At 55.5% G+C, this 21,770-nt stretch carries 20 protein-coding genes and 2 riboswitches; of the genes, 14 read left to right on the forward strand and 6 right to left on the reverse strand.

The genetic code is table 11. The features are described from left to right. Positions 1 to 161: 161 nt before the first annotated feature. Positions 162 to 785 carry a DUF3298 and DUF4163 domain-containing protein gene (locus M655_RS02135; RefSeq protein WP_005827561.1) on the reverse strand — a complete coding sequence of 208 codons (624 nt, stop codon included), beginning with the start codon at positions 783 to 785 and terminating at the stop codon, positions 162 to 164. 163 nt (positions 786 to 948) lie between these two features. Here M655_RS02135 and M655_RS02140 point away from each other — a divergent pair, with 163 nt between their 5' ends. The 7 genes from M655_RS02140 (at position 949) to M655_RS02170 (ending at position 8,895) form a co-directional block, all read left to right on the forward strand. Continuing rightward, complete coding sequence (locus tag M655_RS02140) at positions 949 to 2,424, forward strand: methyl-accepting chemotaxis protein (protein WP_005827563.1); 1,476 nt, start codon at positions 949 to 951, stop codon at positions 2,422 to 2,424. 99 nt (positions 2,425 to 2,523) lie between these two features. Next, positions 2,524 to 2,645, forward strand: a riboswitch (SAM riboswitch). Positions 2,646 to 2,839: 194 nt separating this feature from the next. Continuing rightward, positions 2,840 to 3,868, forward strand: coding sequence for a BMP family lipoprotein (locus M655_RS02145; RefSeq protein WP_005827564.1), 1,029 nt, complete (start codon positions 2,840 to 2,842; stop codon positions 3,866 to 3,868). 121 nt (positions 3,869 to 3,989) lie between these two features. Then, complete coding sequence (locus M655_RS02150) at positions 3,990 to 5,519, forward strand: ABC transporter ATP-binding protein (RefSeq protein ID WP_026557588.1); 1,530 nt, start codon at positions 3,990 to 3,992, stop codon at positions 5,517 to 5,519. Continuing rightward, on the forward strand, positions 5,494 to 6,564 hold the full coding sequence (locus tag M655_RS02155; protein WP_026557587.1) for an ABC transporter permease: 1,071 nt from the start codon (positions 5,494 to 5,496) through the stop codon (positions 6,562 to 6,564). The genes M655_RS02150 and M655_RS02155 overlap by 26 nt, the downstream gene beginning before the upstream one ends. Then, positions 6,551 to 7,465, forward strand: a complete 915-nt coding sequence (locus M655_RS02160; RefSeq protein ID WP_026557586.1) for an ABC transporter permease — start codon at positions 6,551 to 6,553, stop codon at positions 7,463 to 7,465. The genes M655_RS02155 and M655_RS02160 overlap by 14 nt, the downstream gene beginning before the upstream one ends. Positions 7,466 to 7,505: 40 nt before the next feature. Continuing rightward, complete coding sequence (locus M655_RS02165; protein ID WP_005827568.1) at positions 7,506 to 8,168, forward strand: sulfite oxidase-like oxidoreductase; 663 nt, start codon at positions 7,506 to 7,508, stop codon at positions 8,166 to 8,168. Position 8,169: 1 nt separating this feature from the next. Further along, positions 8,170 to 8,895, forward strand: a complete 726-nt coding sequence (locus M655_RS02170; RefSeq protein ID WP_007777312.1) for a nucleoside phosphorylase — start codon at positions 8,170 to 8,172, stop codon at positions 8,893 to 8,895. 62 nt (positions 8,896 to 8,957) lie between these two features. Here M655_RS02170 and M655_RS02175 read toward each other — a convergent pair whose 3' ends face one another. Genes M655_RS02175 through M655_RS02185 form a run of 3 tightly spaced genes read right to left on the reverse strand, consistent with a single transcriptional unit; the run spans position 8,958 to position 11,260 of the window. Beyond that, positions 8,958 to 9,284: an ArsR/SmtB family transcription factor gene (locus tag M655_RS02175; RefSeq protein ID WP_005827573.1), complete on the reverse strand. Its 327-nt coding sequence runs from the start codon at positions 9,282 to 9,284 to the stop codon at positions 8,958 to 8,960. 24 nt (positions 9,285 to 9,308) lie between these two features. Then, on the reverse strand, positions 9,309 to 11,063 hold the full coding sequence (locus M655_RS02180; protein ID WP_026557585.1) for a SulP family inorganic anion transporter: 1,755 nt from the start codon (positions 11,061 to 11,063) through the stop codon (positions 9,309 to 9,311). Positions 11,064 to 11,119: 56 nt separating this feature from the next. Next, positions 11,120 to 11,260 carry a hypothetical protein gene (locus M655_RS02185; RefSeq protein ID WP_155808538.1) on the reverse strand — a complete coding sequence of 47 codons (141 nt, stop codon included), beginning with the start codon at positions 11,258 to 11,260 and terminating at the stop codon, positions 11,120 to 11,122. Positions 11,261 to 11,362: 102 nt separating this feature from the next. Between M655_RS02185 and M655_RS02190 the strand changes: the two genes are divergently transcribed. Genes M655_RS02190 through M655_RS02220 form a run of 7 tightly spaced genes read left to right on the forward strand, consistent with a single transcriptional unit; the run spans position 11,363 to position 17,600 of the window. Continuing rightward, a complete protein-coding gene (locus tag M655_RS02190) occupies positions 11,363 to 11,962 on the forward strand; it encodes a glycerol-3-phosphate responsive antiterminator (RefSeq protein ID WP_005827577.1) in 600 nt (199 codons plus the stop codon). Further along, the gene (locus tag M655_RS02195) at positions 11,940 to 12,602 is read left to right on the forward strand and encodes an HAD family hydrolase (protein WP_005827579.1); all 663 of its coding nucleotides are present in this window, start codon (positions 11,940 to 11,942) and stop codon (positions 12,600 to 12,602) included. The genes M655_RS02190 and M655_RS02195 overlap by 23 nt, the downstream gene beginning before the upstream one ends. A 4-nt stretch (positions 12,603 to 12,606) precedes the next feature. Next, positions 12,607 to 13,674: an ABC transporter ATP-binding protein gene (locus M655_RS02200; protein WP_026557584.1), complete on the forward strand. Its 1,068-nt coding sequence runs from the start codon at positions 12,607 to 12,609 to the stop codon at positions 13,672 to 13,674. Then, positions 13,674 to 14,630 carry a carbohydrate ABC transporter permease gene (locus tag M655_RS02205; protein ID WP_005827582.1) on the forward strand — a complete coding sequence of 319 codons (957 nt, stop codon included), beginning with the start codon at positions 13,674 to 13,676 and terminating at the stop codon, positions 14,628 to 14,630. Before M655_RS02200 ends, M655_RS02205 begins: the two co-directional genes overlap by 1 nt. Before the next feature lie 27 nt (positions 14,631 to 14,657). Next, complete coding sequence (locus M655_RS02210) at positions 14,658 to 15,485, forward strand: carbohydrate ABC transporter permease (RefSeq protein WP_005827584.1); 828 nt, start codon at positions 14,658 to 14,660, stop codon at positions 15,483 to 15,485. Between the two features lie 29 nt (positions 15,486 to 15,514). Then, positions 15,515 to 16,849: an ABC transporter substrate-binding protein gene (locus tag M655_RS02215; RefSeq protein ID WP_005827586.1), complete on the forward strand. Its 1,335-nt coding sequence runs from the start codon at positions 15,515 to 15,517 to the stop codon at positions 16,847 to 16,849. A gap of 31 nt (positions 16,850 to 16,880) precedes the next feature. Next, the gene (locus tag M655_RS02220; protein ID WP_007777298.1) at positions 16,881 to 17,600 is read left to right on the forward strand and encodes a glycerophosphodiester phosphodiesterase; all 720 of its coding nucleotides are present in this window, start codon (positions 16,881 to 16,883) and stop codon (positions 17,598 to 17,600) included. Positions 17,601 to 17,662: 62 nt separating this feature from the next. On the opposite strand, the gene M655_RS02225 is transcribed toward M655_RS02220, so the two are convergent. Both M655_RS02225 and ggt read right to left on the reverse strand, forming a co-directional pair. Continuing rightward, entirely contained in the window at positions 17,663 to 19,651 is a 1,989-nt protein-coding gene (locus M655_RS02225; RefSeq protein ID WP_026557583.1) for a methyl-accepting chemotaxis protein, read from the reverse strand. Positions 19,652 to 19,770: 119 nt separating this feature from the next. Next, positions 19,771 to 21,489, reverse strand: a complete 1,719-nt coding sequence (ggt, locus tag M655_RS02230; protein WP_007777292.1) for a gamma-glutamyltransferase — start codon at positions 21,487 to 21,489, stop codon at positions 19,771 to 19,773. A gap of 185 nt (positions 21,490 to 21,674) precedes the next feature. Further along, positions 21,675 to 21,763: riboswitch (cyclic di-GMP riboswitch) on the reverse strand. Between the last annotated feature and the right edge of the window lie 7 nt (positions 21,764 to 21,770).

The raw sequence follows: 21,770 nt of genomic DNA on the forward strand, positions 1-21,770 counted from the left end.
CGCTTGATTGCTTAAGTAAATATGTACAAATAACATAGTAGCAGTTCAGGACATATAAGTAAATGTTTATTCGAGTGGAAAAGAAGGCGTTTTTCTGACAAAAATAAAGCCGATGCCGTTTCAAGGGCATCAGCTCGGGGAAGAAGGTAAAAGGAGGGCTGTTAATCGGCAGCCAAAATGCCAAGCGGCCCGTTTTCGTCAATGATGGGCTCCAACTCGTAGATGGAGATGGGAAACATCGGGAAGCCGACATAGTACGGGGTGATTTCGTACAGTTGGAAGTAAATGACCAATGATTTGTCGGCAACGTAAAAATCTTGATCGGGCTTGATCGTGGTAAAACCGTTCAGCGTCGGGATTTGCCGCGCCTCGATCTGGCGTTTGATGTTCGCGGACAGGACGTTGACGTAGTCGCTGCCCGGCTTGAACAGCTCGCGCAGCGTATAGAGCTTGCCTGTATGGATGTTTGCCGTCACCGACCCGAGGAAGGTCATGCCGTGGGCCATTTGCGGAGTGTACGCGTAATTGCTCATGGTGACGCTGAAAATGCCGCGCTCGTTCGTTTTGATTTCGTAGCTTCCTTGCATTTGGGTATTTCCCGGTACTTGTACCCGTTGCTGTTCGTGAATCAATCCTTGGACCGTTTGCAAAATGGCGCGGTTGATGTCTTTTTCTGCTTGCTGATTGGCTAGCCCCGCCAGTTGCGGGTAATAAATCGTGGTATTCGGACGTTGGATCGTCCGCGTCAGCACGGTGGCTGGCAAAAGATTGCGTTGTTCTTCCACGGTTCTTAGTTCCTTTCCAGATGTCTTAAAATAAGGGGTATGATAGTAGCCTATTCGTCACTGGTTTTGGCTGTTCTCACTTTTTTCACAAATTAGTCAATCTGAGCGCGATATAATGGAAAAAGAATCCGATACATAAGTAGCAGGGAAAAGGGGGGCAACTATGATTCAATTGGTTCGCAACACATTAACGGACAAAGAAGGCTTTATGATTTTTATCCTATGGAACCATCTGTGGATGGCGGGACTCATTGCCTATCAAGTCGACGCTAATTTCTGGAAAGTGACGTCCCTCGGATTGCTGGTCACCCTTATTGTTTCGCCTTTTTACTTCATCAAAAGAGACAGCCATGTCATTCGTTATCTGGTAGCGATCGGACTTATGTTTTACGCGATTTCGTTCGATCATTTCACGACGTATCCAGAAGTTACGTTTCTCGCTTTTGTGGTCATGGGTTTTCTCGCGGCTTACCTGGATTGGAAGCTCGTAGTGACAGCCGGAATTGCGCAAATCATCGTGACGCTGGTCGGATTTTACACAGGATCGTACGAGATTTTCAGCGGCGATTTCACCGAGCTGAATCTGGTGCTACGCATCATGGCGATTCTGATGATGATGGGAGCGGTGACGTACCTCTGTCTGGCGGGACAAGCGTCCTTGCAGAAGGCAAACATCGCCCGCCAGGAAGCGGAAGAAAAAGAGCGTCGCCTGGGAGAGATGCTCGTCCATATCCAACAGATGACCGAGCAGATCGACCGTACGACAGAGCACGTACACGAGCATGCCGAAGGAACGAAACGCAATACGGATGAAATGATGATCGCCTTCAAGGAAGTGGCGACGGGCATGGAGTCGCAGGCGAACTCGACAGTGAAGATCGAGGAAGAGGTGCAGTCGATCGACCAGGAGATCGTGGCGGTCACCACGCAGACGAACGCGATGAAGAGCGAGTCCGACCAGAACAACCGCCGCCTGAAAGAAAGCGTCGACATGATGAAAGAGCTGTCGCAGCAAATGGAACAGATCGTTTCTGCCGTCAACGTGGCAGCGTCGACGATTCACCAGCTCAACCGCCAGGCCAATCGGGTCGAGGAAATCGTAGGAGCCATCAACCAGATTGCGACACAAACGAACCTGCTTGCGCTAAACGCCGCCATCGAGTCGGCGCGTGCAGGCGAGCACGGCCGCGGCTTCGCCGTGGTGGCAGACGAGGTGCGCAAGCTGGCGGAGCAGAGCGCAACCGCTACACAGGAAATTACCGAGATTCTCAAATCGCTCCATCAGGAAAGCGAGAACGCTGTACAGCAGATCAGCAACGGGGAAGCTTCGGTGGCAAAAGGCCAGGAGCTGGCTGTGAAAACAGTGGCGTCGATCGAGGCGGTGCGCTCCGGCATGATGGCCTTCCTGCAGGCAGCGGAGCAGGTCGGCTCCAGCATGAACCGGGTAAAAATGCGCTCGGGCGAAGTGGCGATGGAAATGTCGACCATTACCGCTGTCACCGAGCAGTCGGTCGCCAATCTGGAGGAGCTTTTCGCCACAGCGGAAAACCAGCATCAAAAGGTGCGGGAAATTACCGAAGAGCTGGGGGAGCTGAACAATCTGTCGCATCGGCTGCAGGAAACGTTTCACAGACAATAGGCGCCAAAGTGTAAAATTGGCGAGAACAGTCTGAAAAAACAATTGCTTTTTCAGTTTGTTCTGCTAGAATGAATGCATTGTAACTTGATAGTTTTTATCTCCTTATCGAGAGCGGCGGAGGGACTGGCCCGATGAAGCCCGGCAACCACTGGACATGCGTGACATGGACAGAAAGGTGCCAATTCCTGCAAAACCTGTACCGGGGTTTTGACAGATGAGGAAGAGGACGGCTTCGGACGCAAACTCTTCCTTCGGGAAGAGTTTTTTTGTTGTCAGGAGGGGTAATACACGAACGATAAAATATTTTTATTGCAAAATATTCGTGTTTAATATTGATTTTTTCGGAAAAAAGCCGTACATTACGTAGTAGGATACAGAAAAAACGTAGAACGTTCGGATGGGAGCGGAAGACACCATGAAGAAGTTGTTGTTAGCATTCACCACTTTTGCTGTTTTGGCTGCGGGCTGTTCGGCTGGCGGAAATGCGCCTGCTGACAAGCCAAAAGAAGAAGCGGCAGGGCAAGAAGGCGCGGCGAAGAAGCGCATTGCGCTGATTTTGCCGGAAAAAATCGGGGTAAACCCGTTCTTCCAGCAAATGGACGAAGGCGCGAAAAAAGCAGGACAGGAATTTGGCGCAGAAGTAAAAAGCATCGAGTCTACTGACCACGGCGCCATCGAAGAAAATTTGCGCGTTGCGGTAGCGGAAAACTACGATCTGATTATCACTTCTTCTTTTGAAGCGGAAGACGCGCTGAAAAAAGTGGCAGCCGAAAATCCTGACCGCAACTTCGCGATTATTGATACCGTAGTAGATTTGCCAAACGTGCGCAGCGTTACCTTCCGCGAGCAGGAAGCGGCTTACCTGATGGGCGCTGCGGCAGGTCTTGCCACGAAGACAAACAAGGTCGGCATGGTTGTCGCCATGGATATTCCGCTGTTGAAAAAATGGACAGGCGGCTTCCAGGAAGGCTTGAAAGCAACCAATCCAAACGCGGAGTTCCTGGTGAACTACGTAGGAAGCTTCTCTGACCCGGCAAAAGCGAAGGAGCTGGCGCTGCTGCAAGCATCCAAAGGCGCCGACTTCATCAACGGAGCGGCAGCAGTAGGCGACCTCGGCGTGTTCGAGGCCGCGAAGGAAAAAGGCTTCTATACATCGGGACAGGACGTTGACCGCACCACGATCGACCCTGAGCACATCGTGTTGTCCCAGCTCAAAGGGACAGATGCCGCTGCGTATGAAACCGTGAAGTCGTTCGTAGAAGGCTCGTTCAAGCCGGGCGTTGTCACTTACGGCCTGAAAGAAAAAGGCGTAGGCGTAACGTATGTGACGCACGAGAGCCAGACGCCTCTGAACGCTTTTATTGGCCAGGAAGTCGTGGACAAAGTAAAAGCGATCAGCGAGGAGATCATCGCTGGTACCCGCAAAGTGCCAGACTCGTTTTAACAGCTAGCGCACAGTGCATGATTGTGACCGACTACAACTGTGTAGTCGGTCTTCCTTATATGCAAGGCAAGGAGCAGAGGCAAGGAAGAGAAAGGCTAGGCGCAAAGAAGGAGGAGCAAGGATGACCGATCGTTTGGAAATGCGGGCCATGACCAAGAAATACGGAGATTTTATTGCAAACGACAAGGTCTCGTTTTCGCTTGCTGCGGGAGAAGTCCACGCCATCGTCGGGGAAAACGGCGCGGGCAAGACGACGCTGATGAGGATGCTGTACGGCATGGAGCAGCCTACGTCCGGCGAGATCGTGCTAGGCGGCAAGCCTGTCGCTTTTCGCGGGCCGCAGGACGCCATTCGCAGCGGGATCGGGATGGTGCACCAGCACTTCATGCTGTTTGGCGAGTTTAGCGTGGCGGAAAATATCGTGATCGGCTACGAGCCGCAGCAGGCCGGATTTTTCCGCCGGAAGGACGCCGTGGAAAAGGTCCGCGCACTAAGCGAGCAGTACCGGATTCCGATAGATGCACAGGCTAGAGTGTCCAACTGCTCCATCGGCGAGCAGCAGCGTGTGGAAATTCTCAAGGTGCTGTACCAGGGAGCGGACATCATCGTGCTGGACGAGCCGACTGCCGTGCTGACGCCGCTTGAAGTTCGCGAGCTGTTGCAGACGATCCGCCATCTGGCGGAGAGCGGGAAGAGCGTCATTTTGATTACGCACAAGCTGCAGGAAGTGATGGAGGTCGCAGATCGGATCACGGTGTTGCGCGGCGGCAAGGTGACGGGCACGGTAGCGCGTAACGAGACGAATGTGGACGATCTGGCCCGGCTGATGGTCGGACGCGAGCTGCGGGAGCTGAGCGAGCGCGTCGATCTGGAGCGGGGGCCGCTTTTGCAGGTGGAGAACTTGACGGTTCGGGAAAAACAGACGCTGCTCGACCGGGTCAGCTTTACCGTGCATCACGGGGAAATCGTCGGCATCGCGGGCGTATCGGGCAACGGCCAGTCCGAACTGCTGCAAGCGATCAGCGGCTTGCGGACGGCACAGGAGGGAACGATTCGGCTGGGCGGCAAGGACGTCACCAACCAGACTGTCGCGACGATTCGCGAGGCGGGCTTGGCGCACATCCCGGAAGATCGCTACTTGTGGGGGACGGCCAAGCTGGAGAGCGTCGAGGAAAACGCGCTGATGGGCTATCAGCGAAAGCCTGCGTTCAATCGGCGCGGCGTCGTGCGGCGGGAAGCTTTTCGCCAGGTCGTCAGAGGCTGGGTAGAAAAGTTCGCGATCAAGACAGGCTCCAGACAGCTTCAGGAGCTGGCCGGGAATTTGTCGGGCGGAAATCTGCAAAAGCTGATCGTGGCGCGAGAGCTGGGACATGAGACTCCGTTTTTGATCGCGGCGGAGCCGACCCGGGGTGTCGATATCGGCGCGATGGAGTACATCCATCAGGCGCTGATCGACAAGCGCAACGCAGGCGACGGAATTTTGCTGGTTTCGTCCGAGCTGTCGGAAATTTTGGCGCTGTCAGACCGGATTTTGGTGATGTACAAAGGGCGGATCGCCGGAGAGCTTTCGCGCAAAGAGGCAACCGAGGAAAAAATCAGCGTGTTAATGGCGGGAGGAAGCGTTCATGGCAGCAATCAAAGAGCTGGGTAAATCACTGGTTCAGCCGCTTTTGGCGGTTGTCATCGGGCTGTTGATCGGGGCGCTCGTCATCGCTTCGGTAGGGGAATCTATCCTGGGCACGTATCAGGAAATGTGGAAAGGGGCCTTCGGCAGCTTCTACTTCTTCACCTCTACCTTGGCGAGAGCGACGCCGATCATGCTGATCGCCTTGGGGCTGTCGCTTGCTTTTCGGGCGGGAGTGTTCAACCTGGGGGCAGAAGGACAGATGGTGCTCGGGGCGATCAGCGCTACGCTCGTGGCGATCTATTTGCCCGCACCGGGAGTCGTGAAGCTGGTGGCGGCGATTCTCACGGGGATGGCGGCAGGCGGTTTGTGGGCGCTGCTGCCGGGCTTTATGGAGGCGAGATTCCGCATACCGCTGCTCATCTCCACCTTGCTGTTCAACTATATCGCCGTTCTGTTCGCAAGCTACCTCGTAACCGAGCCGTTTCGCGACCGCAGCGGTTCGGCGGCGCTGGCGCAGACGGTCATGCTCGATAAAAGCGTCTGGTTGCCCAAGTTGTTTGCGGGGATGAGCGTGCACGCGGGCTTTTTGTTTGCCATCGTCGGTGCCGCGATCCTGTTTTGGGTGATTCGCTTTACGCCGTTTGGCTATGAAGTGAAAATGCTCGGACAAAACCCGCTGTTTGCCCAGTACGGGGGGATCAACCGCATTCGCGTCATGCTGACGGGCATGTTTGCGAGCGGCGGATTGGCCGGCCTGGCAGGAACGGTCGAGGTGCTGGGGGCGCACTATCGTTTTGTCGACGGCGCTTTGACGGTGCCGAACTTCGCCTGGACAGGGCTGATGGCAACGCTTTTGGCGAACTCCCATCCGGTGGGTGTCGTGTTTACCTCGATTCTGCTGGCTGCGTTCCAGACGGGAGCGATGGGCGTGGAGCGCAACACAGAGGTACCGCTGGAGCTGGCCAGCGTGATTTCAGCCGTGCTGATCCTGTTTATCTCGGCTAAATTCAGCTACGACTGGTGGAAAAAGCGGAAAGCAAAAGGGGGAGAATCTCATGGAGCTGCTTGATTGGTCCCTCGTCAGTTCTACCATTCGGATGGTGACGCCGATTTTGCTCGCGGCATTGGGGGGAGCGCTGTGCGCGCGGGTTGGCATTTTTAATGTAGGTCTGGAAGGCATGGTGCTCGTTGGCGCCTTTTCCGCCATCGTCGGCAATCACTTTACCGGGAATCTGTTCCTCGCAATCTTGATCGCGGCGCTGACGAGCGTTCTTTTTTCCCTGCTGTTTGCCTATATGACGATCAAGCTGAAAGCAAACGAGATCGTCGTCGGGGTGGCGATCAATTTCCTCGCGCTCGGTTTGACGACGTTTGCGTTGCGGGCGATTTTTGGCGTCAAGGGAGCTTTTTACGATAAAGACATGGCAGGCTTGCCGAAGTGGGACATTCCGGGGCTACAGCACATTCCGGTCGTGGGCGAGGTCGTATCGGGGCATTCGCCGCTCGTCTACCTCGCGTTTGTGGCCGCGATTGCGCTCTATTTGTTCTTTTACAAGACGGTTACCGGCTTCCGGGTTCTCGCCGTCGGTTCCAATCCGGTGGCTGCCCGCAGCCTTGGGTTGAAGGTAGCAGGCTTGCAGGTGCTCGCGATCGTCATGTGCGGCGCTTTGTGCGGGATTGCCGGAGCGCAGCTTTCTTTGGGGCAAGTGACGATGTTTTCGGAAGGGATGACCGCGGGTCGCGGCTTTATCGCCCTGGTCGCGATGATGATGGGGCAGTCTCACCCGCTGGGAATTTTGGCGTCGAGCTTCCTGTTCGGCTTGATGGATGCGCTGAGCATTCGTCTGCAAGGCTTCTCGCTTCCGACGCAGTTTACTTCGATGCTGCCGTATTTGCTCACGGTGGTGGCGATGTTCTTCCTGAAGGATCGGATGCAAGGCGCCAGCCATAATCAGCAGAGCACCCGGTAAAAGGAGGGTGCAGTCAGCAAAGACCAAGGGGGTACGCAACATGAACAAGGCAGATCGGATCAAACGGATGAAGGTGCCGGCGGTCGACCCGGCATTGGCCAAACGGCTTCCGCCAGGACAAGTATTGACAGAGCGCTTTCCTATTTTGCACGAGGGCGAAGTGCCCACCTACGACATGAAGGACTGGACGCTGCGCGTGTTTGGCGAGGTCGACCGGGAAGTTACGCTCAACTACGAACAGCTCATGGCGCTGCCGCAGGTGACGGTGAAAAGCGACATTCACTGCGTGACGCGCTGGTCGCGGTTTGACAATGCATTTACAGGCGTGCGCTTCCGTGATTTTTTGCAGGCAATCGGTGTCGTGCCCGCCGCGTCCTACGTCATGCTGCACGGCGATCACGATTACACGGCGAATGTGCCGCTGGCCGACCTGATGCGCGACGATGTGCTGTTGGCCCATTCCTTTGACGGGGAGCCGCTGACGGACAAGCACGGCTGGCCGCTGCGCCTGGTCGTCCCGCACCTGTATTTCTGGAAAAGCGTGAAGTGGCTGCGCGGCATTGAGTTTATGCGCGAAAACAAGCCCGGCTTCTGGGAGCAAAACGGCTTTCACCTGATCGCAGACCCGTTCCGCGAAGAGCGGTTTTCCGGTGAGGCGTTGCCGATCCCGGAAGACGAATGGGAGAAAAAGGAGTTTGATTGAGATGCTGACCAATCTGAAAGTAGACCCGGAACAACTGCCAAAACGCGCTATCGTCTGCGGCGATCCGAAACGCGCTGCCTTGATCGCCTCCAAGCTGGAAAACACGCGGCAAATTGGGGAAAATCGCGAGTACCACAGCTATGCCGGAAGCTGGAGGGGCACGGAGGTAGCGGTAGTCAGCCACGGCGTCGGTTCGCCTGGAGCGGCTGTATGCTTTGAAGAACTGGCGAAGGGTGGCGTACAGGTCATCATCCGCGTCGGGACGGCCGGATCGTATCAGCAAGAAATCGAGCCGGGCAGCCTCGTCATCAGCTCGGCTGTTGTGCGCCAGGACGGGCTTACAAGCCAGTTGGTTCCGCCCGGTTTCCCGGCTGTCGCCAATCGCCGCGTGGCAGATGCGCTCGTGCAAGCAGCAAAAGCGCACGAATCGGGGCTGCACGTAGCGGAAGGCATCACGCTGACGCTCGATGTTTTTTACAGCGGCGTCCTCGAATTTCCGCACAAGCTGTACCAAAAAGCAGGGGTGTTGGCTGTCGAGATGGAAAACTCCGCGCTGTTCGTCATTGCCGCGCTGCGCGGCATGAAGGCCGGGTCGATCCTCGCGATTGACGGCTACGCCGATGCCGATTTGCTTGCCTCGTACAACCCGCACACAGAGACGATGGCCAAAGCGATTGAAGCCGAGGCGCTGATTGCGCTGGATGCGCTAGTGTCCGTTTCCGCATAAAAATGAAGCAAGCCCGGGACGATGAGAAGTCCCGGGCTTTTTCTTTTGCCATACGACAGCCGCTATTCTTCATTGAAGCGATCCAGCATCGAGATCGTGTCGATCAGGTGGTTGTTGAAAATTTGCCGGGCAACGCTGAGCAGCTCGATAATCATCGGGTCGCGCAAGGAATACGTCACCTTGTTTCCGTCCTTTGTTCCGTACACGATGTTGTTGTTGCGCAAAATAGCGAGTTGCTGGGAAACGGCCGAGCCTTCGCTGCCGATGAGCGTTTGCAGCTCGTTCACGTTTTTGTCTCCCTCCGCCAAGAGCTCCAGAATCCGAATCCGCAGGGGATGACCCAGTGCTTTGAAGAAATTCGCTTTAAATTGCTGTAGCTCCAAATTCAATAGCAGGTTCCTCCGATCTTTTCGTCATACCGATGTTTGGGATGTTTGCTGCACGCAAGCCGTTTGCGAGTGAGGATCAGCCAGGCTCGCGCATTCCCGGAAAGCAAAGTGCTGGCAGCCCAGACATTTGCCGACGTCCAGCCGGCGCAGGGCGTACTCGATTGCCTCTCCGGTGTGGTCGAAAAAGTGTGCTTCGCCGATGAGCGCATAAAGGCCCGTGCGCTCTAAAATTTGTTTCGGGGCGTTTTGGATTCCGGAGACGAGTACCGTTGTTCCCTGACTCATGCATTGTTTCACGATCCGCGACAAATTGGCTTCGCCCGTCATGTCCAGAAACGGTACTTTGCCCATTCGCAGCAGCAACACTTTTGGCTGATGCTGCAACGTGTTCGCAAGCGAGCTTTCGAACAGATCGGCATCCCCGAAAAAGAGCGGTCCCTCGATCGTGTAGATGCTGATTTGCGGGCAATCGTGCTGGGACGTCACCATGTGAGGCGTGACCTTCTCATGCTTCAAGGAAGGGTCGGGCAATACTTTGGCTACTCGCAGGCTTTCGCGCATTCGTTTGATAAACAGCAGCACGGCCAGCACCAGCCCGACCTCGACGGCGGTAGTCAGATTCGTAAAGACAGTCAACAAAAAAGTAATCAGCAGCACGAGAGAGTCGCTCGTCCTTGCTTTCAGGATGTGCGCAAATTCCTTGCGCTCGCTCATGTTCCAGGCGACCAGCATCAGAATCGGCGCCATGCTCGCCAAAGGAATGTGCGAGGCGTAAGGAGCGAGCAGGACGAGAATGAGCAGGACGACGATGCCGTGGACGATTCCGGACACAGGGGAGGTCGCTCCGCTGCGGATATTCGTCGCGGTTCTGGCAATCGCGCCTGTAGCGGGTATTCCCCCGAAAAGCGGCGTCACCATGTTGGCGATGCCTTGCCCGATCAGCTCCTGGTTGCTGTTGTGGCGACTGCGTGTCATGCCATCCGCGACTACCGCAGACAGCAAAGACTCTATCGCTCCTAGTATAGCAATGATTAGAGCGGGACTCAGCAGTTTTTGGACGCGCTCCAGCGTAATTTCAGGAAAATGGAAGCCGGGCAGCGCGTTGGGAATCTCTCCGAAGGTCGAACCGATCGTCGCGACTTTTCCTTCGAAAAAGAGGAAGGCAACGACGCTGGAAATGACCAGGCCGACGAGCGAGCCTGGAATATTTCGCACGAAGCGCGGCGTGATTAAAATAATGGCGAGACTCAAGACTGCCGTCGCTACGCTGTACAAGCTGGTTGTATCGAGGTGAACGGCGACTTCCTTCATGTTGGACAAAAAGTCCTCGTGCCGCTGCACTTGCGACAGACCGAGGAAATTGGCGATCTGCCCCGTAAAAATAATGACGGCAATCCCGGCAGTAAATCCGATGGTGACGGGGCGGGGGATGAATTTGATAAGTCCGCCAAGCTTGAGCAGCCCCATCAGGACGAGAAGAATCCCGGCCATGAAGCCCGCGAGCAGCAAATCCTCATAGCCGTACTGCATGACGATGGCAAACAAAATCGGGATAAAGGCCCCGGTCGGCCCGCCGATCTGGTAGCGGGAGCCGCCAAAAAGCGAGATGAGCGTACCCGCGATGATGGTGGTGTAAATCCCGTACTCCGGTTTGACGCCTGAGGCGATCGCGAACGCCATGCCAAGCGGAATTGCGATAATCCCTACGATTAGTCCTGACACGCAGTCTTTTCTGAATGCTTGCGTATTGTAGCCCTCAAATCTAGCGGCCCACTTCATGGTAGCAACCCTTCTTTTCGTATATTCGAATATTTGATTATTTGAATATAGATGGATCATACTCCTGCTCGGCGATTTTCGTCAATCGCATCCTTACAGGAACTTTGCCCTTTTTTTACAAACGCTTCAAGTTCTCTTAATGCTGGTGCATTACCATTCAAAGTAACAAGTGAATACATCCCTTCGGTTGGAGCCATGGAGAAACCCCCGACAGCCTTTCCAAGCACTTTCATCGAGAGTTCTTTGGCAATTGTCATGTCGCTGTGGGTTTTTTTGTTGAGGGCAAAGGAGGCTTACGAATGAATCAGGAGCAGTTTCATGCCAGGCTGGCCGCGTACAAGCTGATCGCTTCCGTGAAGGAGGCGAAGTACCTGGAAAAAGCGGCCGAGGCGCAGGTGAGTGCCGCGGTGCTCTCGATCGGCAATATCGGTGTAATAAAAGGCTACGTGGACTTTTTCAAAAGCAGGAATATCCCGGTGTTTCTTCACCTGGAAAGAATCGGCGGCATCAGCTACGACCGGGAAGGCATCGCCTTTTTGGCGCATTACGTGAAGCCGGACGGGATTGTGACCACGCGCAATACGCTGGTCAAGCTGGCGAAAAAGCAAGGCTTGTTGACGATCCAGCGGCTGTTTCTCGTCGATAGCGACTCGCTCAAGTCCGGGCTGTCGTCTCTGCAGGAAACGCAGCCTGACGCGGTCGAGCTGATGCCTGCCCTCTTGCCGGAGTACATCGCGGAGTACAAGCGGGTGATTGATATTCCGATTATTGCTGGAGGATTAATCCGCAAGCGGGAACAAATGGAGGAAGTATGGCAGCATGGAGCGACTGCGGTGTCAGTCGGCAGCCCCCTATTGTGGAAGGAGAGTTTTTTGCATGATTCAAGCGTTGCTGTTTGATCTGGATGGCACCCTGCTGGACAGCCGGGATGCGGTCATCGACGCGGTCGCCTATACAGCAGAAGAGTATGCGCCGGGTCACTTCAGCCGGGAAGAGCTGCTCGCGCGCTTTGGCGAGTCGTTTGACGATTTTTTGGCGGCTGTAGCTGCGGCAGCAGGCGTGCCTGACAAGCGCGAGGTGCTGGACAAGTACTTTGCCTACGTGCGCGAAAACCATGCCCGGCACGTCCGCCTGTTTCCTTACGTGCGAGAAGGGCTGGAAAAATTGAAGCAGGCGGGCTACCAACTGGCGGTTGTCACCAACAAGCAGCGGGAATTTGCGCTGGCCGGGCTGGAGCAGGCGGGGATTGACAGGCTGTTCGACGTGATCGTCACCGTCGACGACGTGACGAGAGGCAAGCCTGCTGCCGAGCCTGTGCACAAAGCGCTGGCAAGTCTGGGCAGATACCCGGAGCAGGCGATGATGATTGGAGATAGCCGCTACGACGTGCTGGCGGCTGTTGCCGGCGGGGTGTCGGCCGCAGTGCTGGAGTGGTACGGGCAAGAGGAATGGCTCTACGCGGTGCCTGATTTCCGCTATGCCGATTTTGAGTCATTTGTCACTGATATGCTGGCCGCCAAGGCGCAAGGAGGGAGATGAAGAAATGGCGCGAGTGGTATTGCAAGGGGTAACGAAAACCTTTCAGAACCAAAAGGTGGTCAAAGGACTGGATCTGGTGATTCCGGACGGCTCCTTTACCGTTCTGGTAGGGCCATCGGGGTGCGGAAAATCGACGACTTTGCGGATGATCGCAGGTCTGGAGACGGTGTCAGGCGGGGACATTCTCATTGGCGATCAGGCGGTGAACGCGTTGCCGCCCGGAAAGCGCGATGTCGCCATGGTGTTTCAAAACTACGCGCTCTACCCGACGATGAACGTGTTCGACAATATCGCCTACGGCTTGCGAAACCGGGGAACTTCCAAAAAAGAATGCAAGGTGCTCGTAGAGGAAATCGCGGAAATCGTCGGGTTGTCCGACTATCTCAAGCGCAAGCCGTCCCAGCTCTCCGGGGGTCAGCGGCAGCGCGTCGCTCTCGCCCGGGCGATGGTGAAAAAGCCAAAAGTATTTTTGATGGACGAGCCGCTGTCCAACCTGGACGCGAAGCTGCGCAACCAGATGCGCGTAGAGCTGACCAGCCTGCACAAACAACTCGGAAGCACCTTCATCTACGTGACGCACGACCAGGTGGAGGCGATGACGATGGGCGACCAGATCGTCGTCATGAGCGACGGACACATCATGCAGGTGGCGGCCCCGATGGATTTGTACCAGGAGCCGGAAAACTTGTTTGTCGCCCAGTTTATTGGCTCGCCCGCGATGAACGTCGTGCCGGCGGAAGGCAGAAGCGAGCAGTTGTGGGGATTTCGCCCGGAAAAAGCGCTGCTTTTGCCTGCATCGGTCTCCCCGGTTCCGGCCGACGACAGATGGGTGGCAAAAGGCCAGATCGTCTCCCGGGAAATACTCGGCTCGGACACGCTGTTCCATGTGGAGACGGAAAAAGGCAGGGTAATCGTCAAGGCCGACACCGAGGAAGCGGGGCAGCTTGGCGCAGCCGTTACCGTCACAGTCGCAAAGCCGCACATGTACGTGTTTGATCGGGCAAGCGGAAAAAGAGTGGGCCGACTGGGCGGACGCGAGCAAGTATCGACGCTTGCAGGAGGGGTGAGCTGATGCGAAAGGCGGCAACTGCCCACGAGCTGCCGGGTACCGGACAGGTGCAGGCAAAAGCGGCTGTGAAGCCTGCGGCATGGCTGGAGCTCGCGACGCGTCTTCGCCCGTACCTCTATCTGGCGCCTGCGATGATCTGCTTTTTGCTGTTCTTTTTTTACCCGATCGGGTCGATCATCTATTTGAGCTTTTTGGACTGGTCGCTGATTAACCTCGAAGAAATGGATTGGGTCGGGCTGCAAAACTACCGCGATTTGCTCGGCGACCAAGATTTTCGGCAAGTGCTGGGCAATACGGCGGTCTTCACCGTCGCGACAGTGGGAATCGGCTTGACGCTCTCCTTTTTGCTCGCGCTGTGGCTGAACAAGAAGGCAAAAGTGTACGGAATCATCCAGGCAACAGTGTTCAGCCCGCACATCATCTCGCTCGTTTCTGTCTCTATGCTCTGGATGTGGCTGATGGACCCGCAGTTCGGGCTGCTGAACGCGGCGCTCGAAGCTGTCGGGCTGCCGGGATACACCTGGCTGACCGATCCGAAAAGCTCGTTGTTGTCTCTCATCATCGTCAGCATCTGGAAAGGCGTCGGGTACAACACGCTCATTTTCATTGCCGGGCTGCAAAGCATTCCGGGAGACATTTACGAGGCGGCCGCGCTCGATCAATCGCCTTGGTGGCGGACGCTTGTGCGGATTACGGTACCGATGCTGTCACCGACGATCTTCTTTTTGCTCATCATCAATACGATCTCGTCGTTTCAGGCATTCGATACGATTGCGATCATGACCCAAGGTGGGCCGATCAACAGCACGAACATGCTCGTCTACTACATTTACGAGCAAGGGATGGATTTTTACAACGGCGGGCTGGCTGCGGCTGCATCCGTCATCCTGTTGATTCTGGTAGGGATTTTAACGGCACTGCACTTCGTGTTCATGTCCAAGCGTGTGCACTATCGTTGACGACATGCGAGAGAAAGGAGGAACAGCATGAAACGAGTGGGTGCAATCTCTTTGAAAACAGCAGAGTGGGTCGGGCTTTTGGTTGTCGCTTTGTTGTTTGTGTTTCCGTTTTTATGGATGGCCTCTACCGCCTTCAAGACGATGCCGGAGGTCAGGCAGTTTCCGCCGACCATGCTGCCTGAATCGTGGGAGTGGAGCAATTTTGCCCACGCCTGGGAGTCTGGGCCGTTTCTCATGTACACGGTGAACAGCATTTTGGTGGCCGTCGGAATTTTGGTGCTGCAGTTTTTGACCGCAGTTCCTGCTGCCTATGCGTTTGCCCGCTATCAGTTTCCCGGCCGCAACTTGTTGTTTGGCCTCGTGCTGATCGTCCTGATGATTCCCGGACAGGTGATCTTTTTGCCGATCTACGTGCAACTGAGTGGCTGGGGGCTGGTCAATACGCTCTGGTCGCTGATTATTCCATACGCGGCGAGCGCATTCGGAATTTTCCTGCTTCGCCAGGCGTTCATGCAGGTGCCGGACGAGGTGATCGAGGCGGCGCGGCTGGACAATGCCTCGGAGTGGAAAATCATGTGGACGATCATGGTGCCGATGGCGAAGCCGGTGCTGGTCACATTCGGGCTGTTCAGCTTCATTTATCACTGGAACGACTACTTCTGGCCGCTGATTATGACCAACAGCGACGAGGTGCGCACACTGCCGATCGGGATTTCGAGTCTGCACATGTCAGACGGCGGCACGCTGTGGAACGTCATGATGGCGGGGAACATGATCCTCATCCTGCCGATTCTCGTCATTTTCTTCGTGGCCCAGCGCCATATCATCAAAGCGTTTGTCTACCAATCCAAATAATCGAAAACGATGTGGGAGGAAACCAAATCATGAAGGCGATGAAAAAGACAGGAACGATTCTATGTGCACTTGCTCTCGGCTTGTCAGGCGTACTGGCTGGCTGCGGCTCGACTGGCAAGGAGCAGGCTGCCGGCACGGGCAACGCGACTACCCAGCCGGCAGCGGAAACAGCGGCAGAAAACGGCCCGGTGGAGATCGACTTCTGGTATGCGCTCGGCGGCGTGCGCGGGAAAACGATTGAAGATATGGTCAAAAAGTTCAACGAGACACATAAGGATATTAAAGTAAAAGCGGCATACCAGGGCGCTTATCAGGAGAACCACTCCAAGGTGCTCGCCTCTGTCGCGGCGGGCAACAATCCCGATGTGACGATGGTAGAGATCGCGTCGATCGCCGCCTTTGCCGATGCGAAAGTACTGGAAGATTTGACGCCGTACTCGCAAGGCGAGGAGAAAAAATACATTCCCGGCCTGATGAAGAACTCCTACTGGAAAGACAAACTGTACGCCGTGCCTTTCAACCGTTCCACACCGCTTCTGTACATCAACCGCGACATGCTCAAGGAAGCGGGGCTCGATCCGAACGGCCCGAAAACATGGGATGAGCTTATCAGCTTTTCGCAAAAGCTGACCAAGAAGGAAGGCGACAAAGTTACCCGCTACGGCTTCTCCACACCTGTTGACATCTGGTTCTACGAGGCGCTTGTATTCCAGGGCGGCGGCAGCATTTTGAGCGAGGACGGCAAGGAGCTGACGCTGAACAACGAGGCGGGCAAGGCACCGCTTGAGCTGTGGTCCAAAATGGTCAAGGAAGGGCTGATGAAAAACCCTCCAGGCGAAAACTACAACGCGTGGGATGTAGCGGAACAGGACTTTTTGAACCAAAAGGTCGGCATGATTTTCACCACGACAGGCTCCTTGACGGAGTTGAAGAAAAATGCCAAATTTGACATGGGGGCAGCTTTCCTGCCAGCGAATAAAAACTACGGTACGCCTACAGGCGGCGCCAACCTGGTGATGCTGGCGAAGTCGTCTGACGCCGAGAAAAAAGCGGCGTGGGAGTTCATGAAGTGGATGACCGACACCGAGCAAACAGTGCCGTGGTCGATCGCTTCCGGATACATGCCTGTGACGACTGACGCTGTAGATTCGCCGGAGATGAAGGCATTCTATGAAAAAGATCCGAACTTCAAGGTCGCGGTCGATCAGTTGCAATACGGCTATCCACGTCCGATGGCCCCTGGCTACAAAGAGCTGCAGGATGTCATCCAGAAAGAACTGCAACGCGCCATGCTCGGACAGGCAACGATTGACGAAGCACTGCAAAATGCGACGGACAAAGGCAGCAAGCTGCTGAAAAAATAAGAGCGGCACGATACAGAGAGGAGCTCGCGACATGAACATATGTATGGCCCATCGCGGCTGGTCGGGCAAAGCACCGGAAAATACGATGGCTGCGATTCAACTGGCGCTGGCCGAGCCTGCGATCCAGGCGATGGAGATTGACGTGCAGTTGACGCGTGACGGTGTTCCGGTCCTGATTCACGATTTTACGCTGGAGCGCACGACGAACGGAAGCGGGCTAGTCAAAGACCACACGCTTGAGGAACTGCGCCAGCTCGATGCGGGCAAATGGTTCGACGAGAAGTTTGCAGGCGAAAAAATTCCGACTCTGGCGGAAGCGCTGGCTGCGATCAAGGGCCACTGCACGCTGAACATCGAGCTGAAGGCGACGAGCGACATGTACCCGGGAATTGCGGAAAAGGTGCTGGCGCTGGTGGAGCAGTACGGAATGAAGCAGGAAGTGTATGTGACGTCGTTTGACCACGAACTGATTCGCCACGTGCGCACGCTCGATCAGGAGGTGCAGACGGGGCTGATCGTCTACGGCCGTCCCGTGCTCATGCTGGAGCAGATCGAGGCGGCAGGCGCCAGCATCTTGTCCATGGGCTATCCGTATCTGACGCGGGAGCTGACAGCCGCCGCGATTGAAAAAGGGTTCAAGGTCATAGCCTGGACGCTAGATGAGCCTGCGTACATCCGGGAAGTCATGTCCTGGCATCCCGAGGTGCAAATTTGCACCAACCATCCTGACCGGATGCTGACACTGGGCTAAGCGAGCATGAACAAAAAGCCGTCGGGGAGAATCGGTCCCGACGGCTTTTAAGCATGTTCCCGCTATATTTTGAACCGGCTCACATGAGATTGCAGCTCTTCTGCGATTCTCGCCAGGGAAGCAGCAGAGGAGTTCACTTCCTCCATGGCGGCCAGTTGTTCCTCAGTGGCGGCTGACACGCTCTGGGTTCCGTCTGCCGAGCTTTCAGCGACCTGTTCAATGACGCTGACCAATTCGACGACCTTCTCGGTTCCGGCAGACATTTGTTCGGAATATAGCTTCACTTCCTGGATTTGGCTCGCTACTTGTGCGACTGCATCCTGAATCTGCTCAAACGATTTTCCGGCGTTGTTTACGACCGTCAAGCCGAGCGCGACTTCCTTGGTGCCTTGCTCCATCGACAGCACAGCCTGATTGGATTCCAGTTGAATGGCGGTAATCAGCTCTTTAATCTGCTGCGCCGATTGGGCGGACTGCTCGGCCAATTTGCGTACTTCGTCTGCCACCACCGCGAAACCGCGGCCTTGCTCGCCCGCTCTGGCGGCTTCGATGGCGGCGTTTAGCGCGAGCAGGTTCGTTTGCTCCGCGATCGCCGTGATGACCTGCACGATTTGCCCGATTTCCTGCGAGCTGTTTCCCAGCCGTTTGACGATATCCGCAATGTTGCTGACCGTATTTTCAATGGACTGCATCTGGCTGATGACGACCTGCAGCGCCTCGTTGCCTTCCACGGCGATCCGGGAAGCGCTCATGGCCGATTCGTCCGCGTACTGGGCATTCGCCGCTACTTGCTGCGCCCCTTGTGACACCCCTTGCATGGCGTGCACGCTGTCTTCTACGCTCCTCACCTGTTTTTCCGCGCCGTAGGCCACTTCCTGAATCGTAATCGCAATTTGTTCCGTCGCCTTGCTGGTATGTTCCGCATTCACCGACAGCTCTTCTGCGGAAGAGGCGAGATCGGTAGCTGTGTCGTTGACCTGTTGAATGATCGTGCGCAAGTTGTGCACCATTGTGTTTACCGACTGGGATAGCTGTCCGACCTCATCCTGCGAGCGGATTCGCAGAGGCTGCACGGTGAGTTCGCCTTCGGAAATGCGGTTCGCCACAGAGGCCACATCCACAATCGGACGGGTGATCTGGCGCGAGATCGCATACGCGATGGCGATGACTACAGCAACTACGCCAAAAACGATCAGCATGACGTTGTTGCTGACGGAAGAAACGGCGGCCGTGATAGATTCGACCGGAATGTGCAAGTACAGGCCAAAGTTCGTTTTCGAAATCGGCGAGTATGTGACGACGTATTCCTTGCCTTGGTCGGAGTAGCTGTAGGAGCCTTTCTCGGCTTTGTCCGCTTGCAAAATGTCGACCAAAGGCTGGGGCAGAGCCGATTCCGCAAGCGGCTTTCCGATCAGCTCCTGGTTGGGGTGGTATTGAATCTGGTGCTTGTTGTCCACCAGAATCGGGTAACCGTCGCTGCCGACGTTCAGATTGGCCAGAAACGTCGCGGCGAACTCGTCCACGTTGACAAGCCCGGTCAGGACGCCGAGCGCCTCCTTGTTTTTGCCGGTGACGGGAGCAGCGACGATGATCGAACGGTTGCCCGTTGTTTTGGCGACCAGGACATCGGAGTAGCTCGGTTTGCCCTGCATGCCGTCCTTGAAAAATTGCCGCTCGCCAAGGTCGATCCCGACGCTTTTCGGGAACGTATCGGCGGATACTTTTCCGTCGCTGCCGATAAACGTATTGCCGTCGTACAGCTTCATTTCTTCGGTAAACTTGCGGATGAACTCGTTTTTCGCCGCCGCGTCGTCCGATTGAATATCAGAGGTGCGGGCCAACACCTGAATTTCGGTCATGCGCCGGTCCAAATATTGATCCATCGCCATCGCGGTACTGGAGGTCAGGTCGACATACGACGCTTTTTGCTTGTCGATCAGGATGGATGAAAAGCTGTTCGTAATAAACAGCGAAACGACGGCCAGAGGAATGACTGCAACGGTGAGAAACCAGAGAATCATTTTGTTCCTCAGCTTTTTGAACAAAAACATAGGCTTTTCCACTCCTAAATTCGTGCTTGGCAATTTCTTTCTGTCTTGCGTAGAACGCTGCCTGCCCGAAAGAAATGCACAGTCAGACTGCCGAGAAGACTCAGCAGCCTGACGAGCGATTAATATCCCATTGCCGCGCCTTCCCCGCGAGGGTCAGCGCCGCCAAACTTCACATTCGTTTGCGGATCAATCAAGATCGCGCCGGACTGGCCCATCGCATCGGTGTAGGCTGCTTCCAGCTTTTCGACCGGATGGCCGCGCTTCACCAGCTCGTCCAGAACGTCCTGCGGAATCCGGCTTTCGACTTTCAGGTTGTTGGAGGCAGAGCCCCAGTTGCGGCCGTGCAGCCATCTTGGCGCTTCAATCGCGTCCTGCACGCTGAAGCCGAAGTCGACGATGCGCGTGACGAGCGCCGCCTGCGTTTGCGGCTGGCCTTCGCCGCCTTGTGTTCCGTAGAGCAGGTAAGGCTTGTCTCCTTTAAAGAGCATCGCCGGGTTGATCGTGTGGAAGGTGCGTTTGCCCGGTTCCAGGTGATTGATGTGTTTCGGGTCCAGAGAGAAGTAGCTGCCGCGGTTTTGCAACAGGACGCCCGTGTCTTTCGCGACGATGCCGGAGCCCCAGTCAAAGTAGTGGCTCTGGATGATCGACACGGCATTGCCGTCCTTGTCCACGACGCCAAACCACGTAGTATCGCCTTTTGGATCGAGCGGCTCGACCGCTTTTGCCGCTTGCTTCATGTCAATGCGCGCTGCCAGTTCTTTTCCGTGCTGCTTGGACAACAGCTCGTCCACAGGAATATCCACGAATGCCGGGTCAGTCAGCCATTTGTCACGGTCGGCAAAAGCTTGTTTGGTCGCTTCGACGATCGTGTGGTAGTAATCCGGCGTACCTTCGCCCATGCTCTTGAGGTCAAAGTTGTTCAGCACGTTCAAAATCGAGAGCGAGGCCATGCCCTGGGAGTTGGGCGGCACGTTGTACGCCTTGTAGCCGCGATAGTCTACCGTAATCGGCTCCGCCCAGGTGGAGGTATGCTTCTCGAAGTCTTTCAGCGTGAGCAGCCCGCCGTTTTTTTGCAGGTCGGCGACGATTTTTTGCGCGACTTCGCCTTTGTAAAATCCGTCGGCGCCTTTTTGGGCAATGATTCGCAACGTTTTGGCAAGGTCCTTTTGCTTGAGAATTTCGCCTGCGGCATACGGCTCTCCGTTCGGCTTCAGGAACGTTTTGCGGAAGCCCTCGAAGCGCTGGAGATTTTTCAGCTCGTTGTCAGTCGGGTCTGTTGCGTACTTGGTCCAGTAAACCTGGTTGGGCGAGACGGGATAGCCGTTTTCGGCGTACCCGATCGCAGGCTCCAGCAGCTTGTGCCAAGGCAGCTTGCTGTTGCCCATGCTTTTGTGCGCGTAGTTGTAGGCTTCCCACCAGCCGGAAACAACGCCGGGAACCGTGTTGGCAGACTCATAGCCGCGGGAAGGAATTTTGTCGTAGCCTTTGCTTTTGTAGTATTCGATGGTTGCCTTTTCGCCAGCTCGTCCGCTGCCGTTCAATGCTTTCAGCTCTTTTGTTTTGGCGTTGTAAATGAGCCAGAAGTTATCCCCGCCAATGGTCGTGTAGTGCGGATAGACGACGGCGAGGGTAGAGGCGGCGGTAATCGCGGCGTCTACTGCGTTTCCGCCGTCTTCCAACGTTTTCAGGGCTGCGGCTGTAGCCAGATAGTGAGGTGTTGTGACCATGGCATTTGGCGACATTGATGTTGGACGATTGGCAGCTTGGACCGGAGCGAATGTTGTCAGGCCGATAGCGGCGGTCAATGCGACGGCAGAAAGTTTTTTCCAAAGTGACATCTCATGAAGCCTCCTTGTATTTTGGTGAAAAGGTTCCAACAATCCGACAGCTTTTCGCAGCCTCACCTCCTTGACCGGGACAGACAGAAAATTCCTCATACCTACAAAAATGGACAAAAACAGACAATGAGTGCGCAAAAAAAGACCAATGATATAGGATCATTGGTCTTGTCCTACATCAATATTTCGGTAGCTGGCTGGCATGCCCGCTCGTGCGGAGGTAGCCCCTCTAGCTTTGCGTCGCCGGATTTCCCCGGGTTTGCCGTTTCGATATCAATGAA

Source organism: Brevibacillus sp. NSP2.1, assembly GCF_000470975.2.
Lineage (GTDB): Bacteria > Bacillota > Bacilli > Brevibacillales > Brevibacillaceae > Brevibacillus > Brevibacillus agri.

Bases quoted from the DNA above. Each gene is read 5' to 3' on its own strand.
- M655_RS02140 (WP_005827563.1), top strand. From the start codon at position 949: ATGATTCAATTGGTTCGCAACACATTAACGGACAAAGAAGGCTTTATG.
- M655_RS02145 (WP_005827564.1), top strand. From the start codon at position 2,840: ATGAAGAAGTTGTTGTTAGCATTCACCACTTTTGCTGTTTTGGCTGCG.
- M655_RS02150 (WP_026557588.1), top strand. From the start codon at position 3,990: ATGACCGATCGTTTGGAAATGCGGGCCATGACCAAGAAATACGGAGAT.
- M655_RS02155 (WP_026557587.1), top strand. From the start codon at position 5,494: ATGGCAGCAATCAAAGAGCTGGGTAAATCACTGGTTCAGCCGCTTTTG.
- M655_RS02160 (WP_026557586.1), top strand. From the start codon at position 6,551: ATGGAGCTGCTTGATTGGTCCCTCGTCAGTTCTACCATTCGGATGGTG.
- M655_RS02165 (WP_005827568.1), top strand. From the start codon at position 7,506: ATGAACAAGGCAGATCGGATCAAACGGATGAAGGTGCCGGCGGTCGAC.
- M655_RS02170 (WP_007777312.1), top strand. From the start codon at position 8,170: ATGCTGACCAATCTGAAAGTAGACCCGGAACAACTGCCAAAACGCGCT.
- M655_RS02180 (WP_026557585.1), bottom strand. From the start codon at position 11,063: ATGAAGTGGGCCGCTAGATTTGAGGGCTACAATACGCAAGCATTCAGA.
- M655_RS02185 (WP_155808538.1), bottom strand. From the start codon at position 11,260: ATGGCTCCAACCGAAGGGATGTATTCACTTGTTACTTTGAATGGTAAT.
- M655_RS02190 (WP_005827577.1), top strand. From the start codon at position 11,363: ATGAATCAGGAGCAGTTTCATGCCAGGCTGGCCGCGTACAAGCTGATC.
- M655_RS02195 (WP_005827579.1), top strand. From the start codon at position 11,940: ATGATTCAAGCGTTGCTGTTTGATCTGGATGGCACCCTGCTGGACAGC.
- M655_RS02200 (WP_026557584.1), top strand. From the start codon at position 12,607: ATGGCGCGAGTGGTATTGCAAGGGGTAACGAAAACCTTTCAGAACCAA.
- M655_RS02205 (WP_005827582.1), top strand. From the start codon at position 13,674: ATGCGAAAGGCGGCAACTGCCCACGAGCTGCCGGGTACCGGACAGGTG.
- M655_RS02210 (WP_005827584.1), top strand. From the start codon at position 14,658: ATGAAACGAGTGGGTGCAATCTCTTTGAAAACAGCAGAGTGGGTCGGG.
- M655_RS02215 (WP_005827586.1), top strand. From the start codon at position 15,515: ATGAAGGCGATGAAAAAGACAGGAACGATTCTATGTGCACTTGCTCTC.
- M655_RS02220 (WP_007777298.1), top strand. From the start codon at position 16,881: ATGAACATATGTATGGCCCATCGCGGCTGGTCGGGCAAAGCACCGGAA.
- M655_RS02225 (WP_026557583.1), bottom strand. From the start codon at position 19,651: ATGTTTTTGTTCAAAAAGCTGAGGAACAAAATGATTCTCTGGTTTCTC.
- ggt (WP_007777292.1), bottom strand. From the start codon at position 21,489: ATGTCACTTTGGAAAAAACTTTCTGCCGTCGCATTGACCGCCGCTATC.